2 protein-coding genes are annotated in these 6745 nt (G+C 40.7%); both read right to left on the reverse strand.

Annotated features, from left to right (window positions below; translation table 11 throughout):
• A partial coding sequence (locus V7S76_RS08250; protein ID WP_459509604.1) for a PorP/SprF family type IX secretion system membrane protein occupies positions 1-441 on the reverse strand: 441 nt, incomplete at its 3' end.
• A 94-nt stretch (positions 442-535) separates the two neighbouring features.
• Positions 536-6745 (reverse strand): T9SS type B sorting domain-containing protein (locus tag V7S76_RS08255; protein WP_459509605.1); only part of this gene is annotated, 6210 nt, incomplete at its 5' end.

Below are 6745 nucleotides of genomic sequence, written 5' to 3' on the forward strand. Positions count from 1 at the left end.
TAAGTTCAAAAGACCTGCTCGGATCCCTCCACTCATCGTCCATTTCTGATCCAATCGGATGTGATAAGCAAAGTCTGTGGCTATATTCGTTACCGTCATGGGTCCCGCTTGATCTTGGTAGGCAATCATACCTACTCCTTTGTTGTATTTCCATTTCACATTAGCCGTTACTCCTAAGGTTTTAGGTGCTCCGTCTAAACCAATCCATTGCTGGCGATTGGATACAATAATCTCGCTGTTTTCCGTGCTGCCAGATTGTACAGGACTTATGTACTGTGGATTCAGCTTATACAAGGAATACATCGCCTCTATTTGGGAATAGGAAGCATGTGATAGGAAAATAAAAGCAATTAAAAAGGTAATTGAGAAGTAGCGTTTGCCGTTTTTTAGAATATTCAAATTCACTGAACAGCTTTTAATGAAGCATAAAGTAAAATTCATTTTTAGGTGGTTAAAGCATTAGCAGTTTTGAGAGTATTTTCAGTTTAAAAAGATGTCATTTTGAAATTTCTTCCAAAATGACATCTTGCATAGGTTATTTTTCTAAACGATTAATGTAAACATAGGCGCCTATGGTTGGACGGGTACCTTTAAAATCGATGATGTAATAATAGGTTCCATCTGGTAATAATCCATCCGCAGACAATAAGTCAAAGGCTTTGGTCGTTTCTCCTGCCCAATTATTCTTATAATTATCCGACTCATAAACCACATTTCCCCATCTGTTTAAAATCGTAATTCGATTATTGTTATTACTTAAGATTCCTGGTATAATCAATCGATCATTTTTACCATCACCATTCGGAGATATCCCTTTTGGTAAAAATACCGTACATTGATCCGAATCTAATCGATTAGGAATTCCATCTTTGTCACAATCAACTAAATTACCATAATCAACATCATCCTCTAACTTATCCGGTATACCATCGCCATCTGAATCAATATCTTGGAAATCAGGCTGGCCATCTTTATCTGTATCGGATGGTTTCTTGCAATCAGTGCCCGCTTCAATGTTATCACTGAAACTGTCATTGTCTGAATCTAAATCCAAGTAATCTTGCGTTCCATCTTTATCCGTATCCACAGGTTTGGTGCAATCTTTGCCCGCTTCAACTGAATCAGGGATGCAATCATTGTCCGAATCAGAATCTCTGAAGTTATAAATACCATCTCCATCACTGTCGATTGGCTTGTTGCATTTTGGACCTACCTCTATGTAATCAGGTATACAATCATCATCTGAATCAGCATCGATATAGTCTGGGAAAGTATCTTTGTCTGTATCCACTGGATTTAAACAATTACCCTCTGATTCAATAGCATCCAAAATACAATCGTTATCCGAATCCGTATCTCTGTAATTCGGCAAACCATCTTTGTCTGAATCAAGAGGAATATTACAATCAGATCCTACTTCGATCGAATCCTTGATGCAGTCATTATCAGAATCCGTATCCTTGTAATCCGCTATGCCATCGCCGTCTGTATCCACAGGTTTAGCACAATCAGCTCCTACTTCTAATACATCTTTGATGCAGTCATTGTCTGAATCCGTATCCTTGTAATCCGCTATGCCATCTCCGTCTGTATCCACAGGTTTTGTGCAATCAGTTCCTACTTCCAATACATCTTTGATGCAGTCATTGTCTGAATCTGTATCCAAGTAATCCGCAATGCCATCACCGTCCGTATCCACAGGTTTTGTGCAATCAGCTCCTACTTCCATTGAATCTTTGATGCAGTCATTATCCGAATCCGTATCCAAGAAATCCGCTATGCCATCACCGTCTGTATCCACAGGTTTTGTGCAATCAGTTCCTACTTCCAATACATCTTTGATGCAGTCATTGTCTGAATCTGTATCCAAGTAATCTGCAATGCCATCGCCGTCTGTATCCACTGGTTTTGTGCAATCTGCGCCTACTTCTAATACATCTTTGATGCAGTCATTGTCTGAATCCGTATCCTTGTAATCCGCTATGCCATCGCCGTCTGTATCCACTGGTTTTGTGCAATCTGCTCCTACTTCCATTGAATCTTTGATGCAGTCATTGTCTGAATCTGTATCCAAGTAATCCGCAATGCCATCACCGTCAGTATCCACTGGTTTTGTGCAATCAGCGCCTACTTCCATTGAATCTTTGATGCAGTCATTGTCTGAATCCGTATCCAAGTAATCCGCAATGCCATCTCCGTCTGTATCTACAGGTTTTGTGCAATCAGCTCCTACTTCCAATACATCTTTGATGCAGTCATTGTCTGAATCTGTATCCTTGTAATCCGCTATGCCATCACCATCCGTATCCACAGGTTTAGCACAATCTGCCCCTACTTCTAATACATCTTTGATGCAGTCATTATCTGAATCCGTATCCAAGTAATCCGCAATGCCATCGCCGTCTGTATCTACTGGTTTTGTGCAATCAGCGCCTACTTCCATTGAATCTTTGATGCAGTCATTGTCTGAATCTGTATCCTTGTAATCCGCAATACCATCTCCGTCTGTATCCACAGGTTTTGTGCAATCAGCTCCTACTTCTAATACATCTTTGATGCAGTCATTATCTGAATCTGTATCCTTGTAATCCGCAATGCCATCACCATCTGTATCTATTGGTTTGTTACAATCAGCGCCAACTTCGATGGAATCTTTGATACAGTCATTATCAGAATCCGTATCCTTGTAATCCGCAATGCCATCGCCGTCTGTATCTACTGGTTTTGTGCAATCAGCGCCTACTTCCATTGAATCTTTGATACAGTCATTATCTGAATCCGTATCCATAAAATCTGGAACTCCATCACCGTCAGTATCCACAGGTTTTGTGCAATCCGCGCCTACTTCGATGGAATCTTTGATGCAGTCATTGTCTGAATCCGTATCCTTGAAATCTGCGATGCCATCGCCGTCTGTATCCACAGGTTTAGCACAATCTGCTCCTACTTCGATCGAATCTTTGATGCAGTCATTGTCTGAATCCGTATCCTTGTAATCCGCAATGCCATCACCGTCTGTATCCACAGGTTTTGTGCAATCTGATCCGATTTCAATTAAATCACTGATGCAGTCATTGTCTGAATCTGTATCCTTGTAATCTGCAATGCCATCTCCGTCCGTATCCACAGGTTTTGTGCAATCTGCTCCTACTTCGATCGAATCTTTGATGCAGTCATTGTCTGAATCCGTATCCTTGTAATCCGCAATGCCATCACCGTCTGTATCCACTGGTTTTGTGCAATCTGCTCCTACTTCTAATACATCCTTGATGCAGTCATTATCCGAATCCGTATCCTTGTAATCTGCAATGCCATCGCCGTCTGTATCCACTGGTTTTGTGCAATCTGCTCCAATTTCAATTAAATCACTGATGCAGTCATTGTCTGAATCTGTATCCTTGTAATCTGCAATGCCATCGCCGTCTGTATCCTCAGGTTTTGTGCAATCAGCGCCTACCTCGATCGAATCCTTGATGCAGTCATTGTCTGAATCCGTATCCTTGTAATCCGCGATGCCATCGCCGTCTGTATCTACAGGTTTTGTGCAATCTGATCCGATTTCAATTAAATCACTGATGCAGTCATTATCTGAATCCGTATCTAAGTAATCAGGAATATGATCAGCATCAGAATCAACTGGATGAGTACAATTACCCGCTTCTACTAAATCAGGAATACAGTCATTATCTGAATCAACATCTCGGTAATTAGGAATAAAGTCGCCATCTGAATCTAGGGTCGATTCAATTGTATCTGACAGACAATCATTGTCTGAATCTGTATCCAAGAAATCATATAAACCGTCATGATCGGTATCTGGCATTTCCACCGGAACACCGCCTTTAGCCGTTTCCAAGAAATCAGCTAAACCATTTGGATTAATTTTATCATCGATAAATAGGCCATTTTTATCTACGCGGCCATCATAATTCTCATCCGTTGAAGGTCTAAATAATCGAATTGCCTCGGTTGCATCTTGAATTCCATCCGCATCACTATCCAAGTCAAGGTAATTTGGTGTACCATCATGATCTACATCCATTACCGTTTCTTTGGAATCAAGTATTCCGTCATTATCTGAATCTAAATCCAAGTAATCTGCACTATTGTCTTTATCACTATCTCTATTTTGCTCTACTCGGTCAAGGATATTATCTCCGTCTGAATCTTGATCCAAATAATTAGGTACTCCATCCCCATCAAAATCTTGACAAGTTTGAATCGCATTGAAACATTCCATGTTGTTGGATATTCCATCATTGTCACAATCTGCCTCTTTAAAGAACTCGTATTGTGGACTATTTGGCGCAGGAATAACATTATTGATTCCTCCCACACAGAAATTCAATGGGTCAATATCTGTACCATTGGGCGATCCATCACCATCACAATCTAAAGCTGACCAACTAGCACTATGAGCAAGTGTAATATGCGCTGGCACATATTTACATCCATCATATGGATCCGTACCATCCAAAATTTCTTGGTTATTGCTCACCCCATCTCCATCAAAATCTTGATTAACCTCTATACTTAGAACCTCAAAATCACTTTGACATGCCGTGGTATTGACAGCAGCCACTTTAATTTGACCACTAGCAGAACCTACTTGCACTCTAATGCTATCAACACTTGAGCTACCCGTCCAAGAATTTGGCAATATCCAATGGTAAGAGCTTGCTCCTACTACCGGACTTATGCGATAGGTATGATTGGAATTAGGACTAACCAGAACTTCTCCAGAAATAGCGCCTGGTTTTCCAACAGATGCATTGACAATCACCGTAAAGGCTGTTCTTGCACTTTCCATGTTCTCCAATGTCTGACTCACATAATAATGGAAGGTTCCTGAACTATCTGTCGATGGACTTGGAGCCACGCTACTGGCTGTTCCGCCCGTTGCAACGCTGTACCAATTCAATGTCGCTCCGCTCACCGCTTCTGCCTGAAGTGGCGCAGATGCTGCTCCAACGCAGTAGCTAACACTATCTCCTGCTATACCCGGTAGTGGCGCTGGCAAGGTAGAATGCATGCCTAAAGGAACTAAATATGAATTAGAGAAAAAGTCGGTATTAATCACTAAACCACTTTGAATAACAGCCTTTTTAGGAGCTGACTCCCAATAAGCAGGACACCAAGGTGTATAATCAGTCGTATCAGAATTGTCATCTAAAACTAATCTATAGGTTCCATCTTCAAATGCTTTTGAAATACTAAAGTTTTGATAGCTTATTGGACTGACATAAATCACATGATTCAATGAATCCAATACCTTAACAAACATCGCATCTGTATTTGGAAGACCAGCTTGATCATCTATTGGGAAATTCTCTTTACCATTGTTATTATGATCGTTAAAAATATACCCATCCCATTGCAATACGACTGGTTCGCAATGACTATAGAATTTACTTGAATATTTATCTAAGTCAGTTGCTGTTACATTACCCAAATATTCCCCAACAACCAAATTATTAATTGTTCCGCTGTATTGTAATTGTACAATTTCATAACTCGAGTACGATTTTACTGAATTAAATGAATTGGTATTACTAATCGAGACAATTTTATGATCATCAAACCCATCGGTTAATACATATTTCTCAGATTTTCCATTAGGTAATGCTGCTGCATTATCCATCGACCACGTACTATTAAAATCACAGTAATTGAATACTACAAATCTATAATTTGGTGTATTGGAACAATTTGGACTAAGCTCAGATAAAGAACTACCTACGTTCAATCCCGTTATAACAACCTCAGGACGATACACCAATGCGTGGATTCTATATTCACCAGATCCAATATTTTCAAAATTAGGTATAGAATCATTGATGGCTTTAATCTTTCCATCTGCTTGGTTAACCAACACATAATGAACTTGGCTACCTGCAGTATAACCAATATGAGATAGATAATCAACCGTCGCTGGTTCATAATTGAAACCTACCATAGGTGAAGAGGTTATTAACTGACCCGCTGATTCCACACAACATGTAACCATGTGTACTTGTAGGGAATCCGCCTTTTCACTATAACATCCATCCGTGGTTTTAGACCATAAATACACGTTTGATGTGCTTGCATAAGTGCTTGGGTTCGTAATCTGACTCACTCGTGTTGAGTTTGTTCCCGTCCACCACTCATAGCTAATTCCACTTTGCGAAGATGGCTCAGCCTGAGTTAAATCAACCGTACTTACATTGCAATTATTGATTAAAGAATCCAATGTCGCTACAGGTGTCGCTGGAATACCCGCATTTGCTACTACCGTCAACTGACTCGTGGAAGAGCTGATACATCCATCTACATTTTTAACTCGTAGCGTGTAGCTACCTGGATTTACGTTGTTAAAAGTAACTGCCGATTGATAATTCGTTGAATCAATGCTGTAGCTATAATTAGATCCCAATGGAGCCGTTACTTGAATCGTGGCGGTCGAATCTGCGCAAGTAGGTTGAAGAGTTACACTTGCTACTGGAGCTGCTGGACTTGCATGAACAATCACCGTAAAGGCTGTTCTTGCACTTTCCATGTTCCCCAACGTCTGACTCACGTAATAATGGAAGGTTCCTGAACTATCTGTCGATGGACTTGGAGCCACGCTACTGGCTGTTCCGCCCGTTGCATCGCTGTACCAATTCAATGTCGCTCCGCTTACCGCTTCTGCCTGAAGTGGCGCAGATGCTGCTCCAACGCAGTAGCTAATACTATCTCCTGCTATGCCTGGTAGTGGCGCAGG

The organism is Aquirufa sp. ROCK2-A2, from assembly GCF_054558485.1.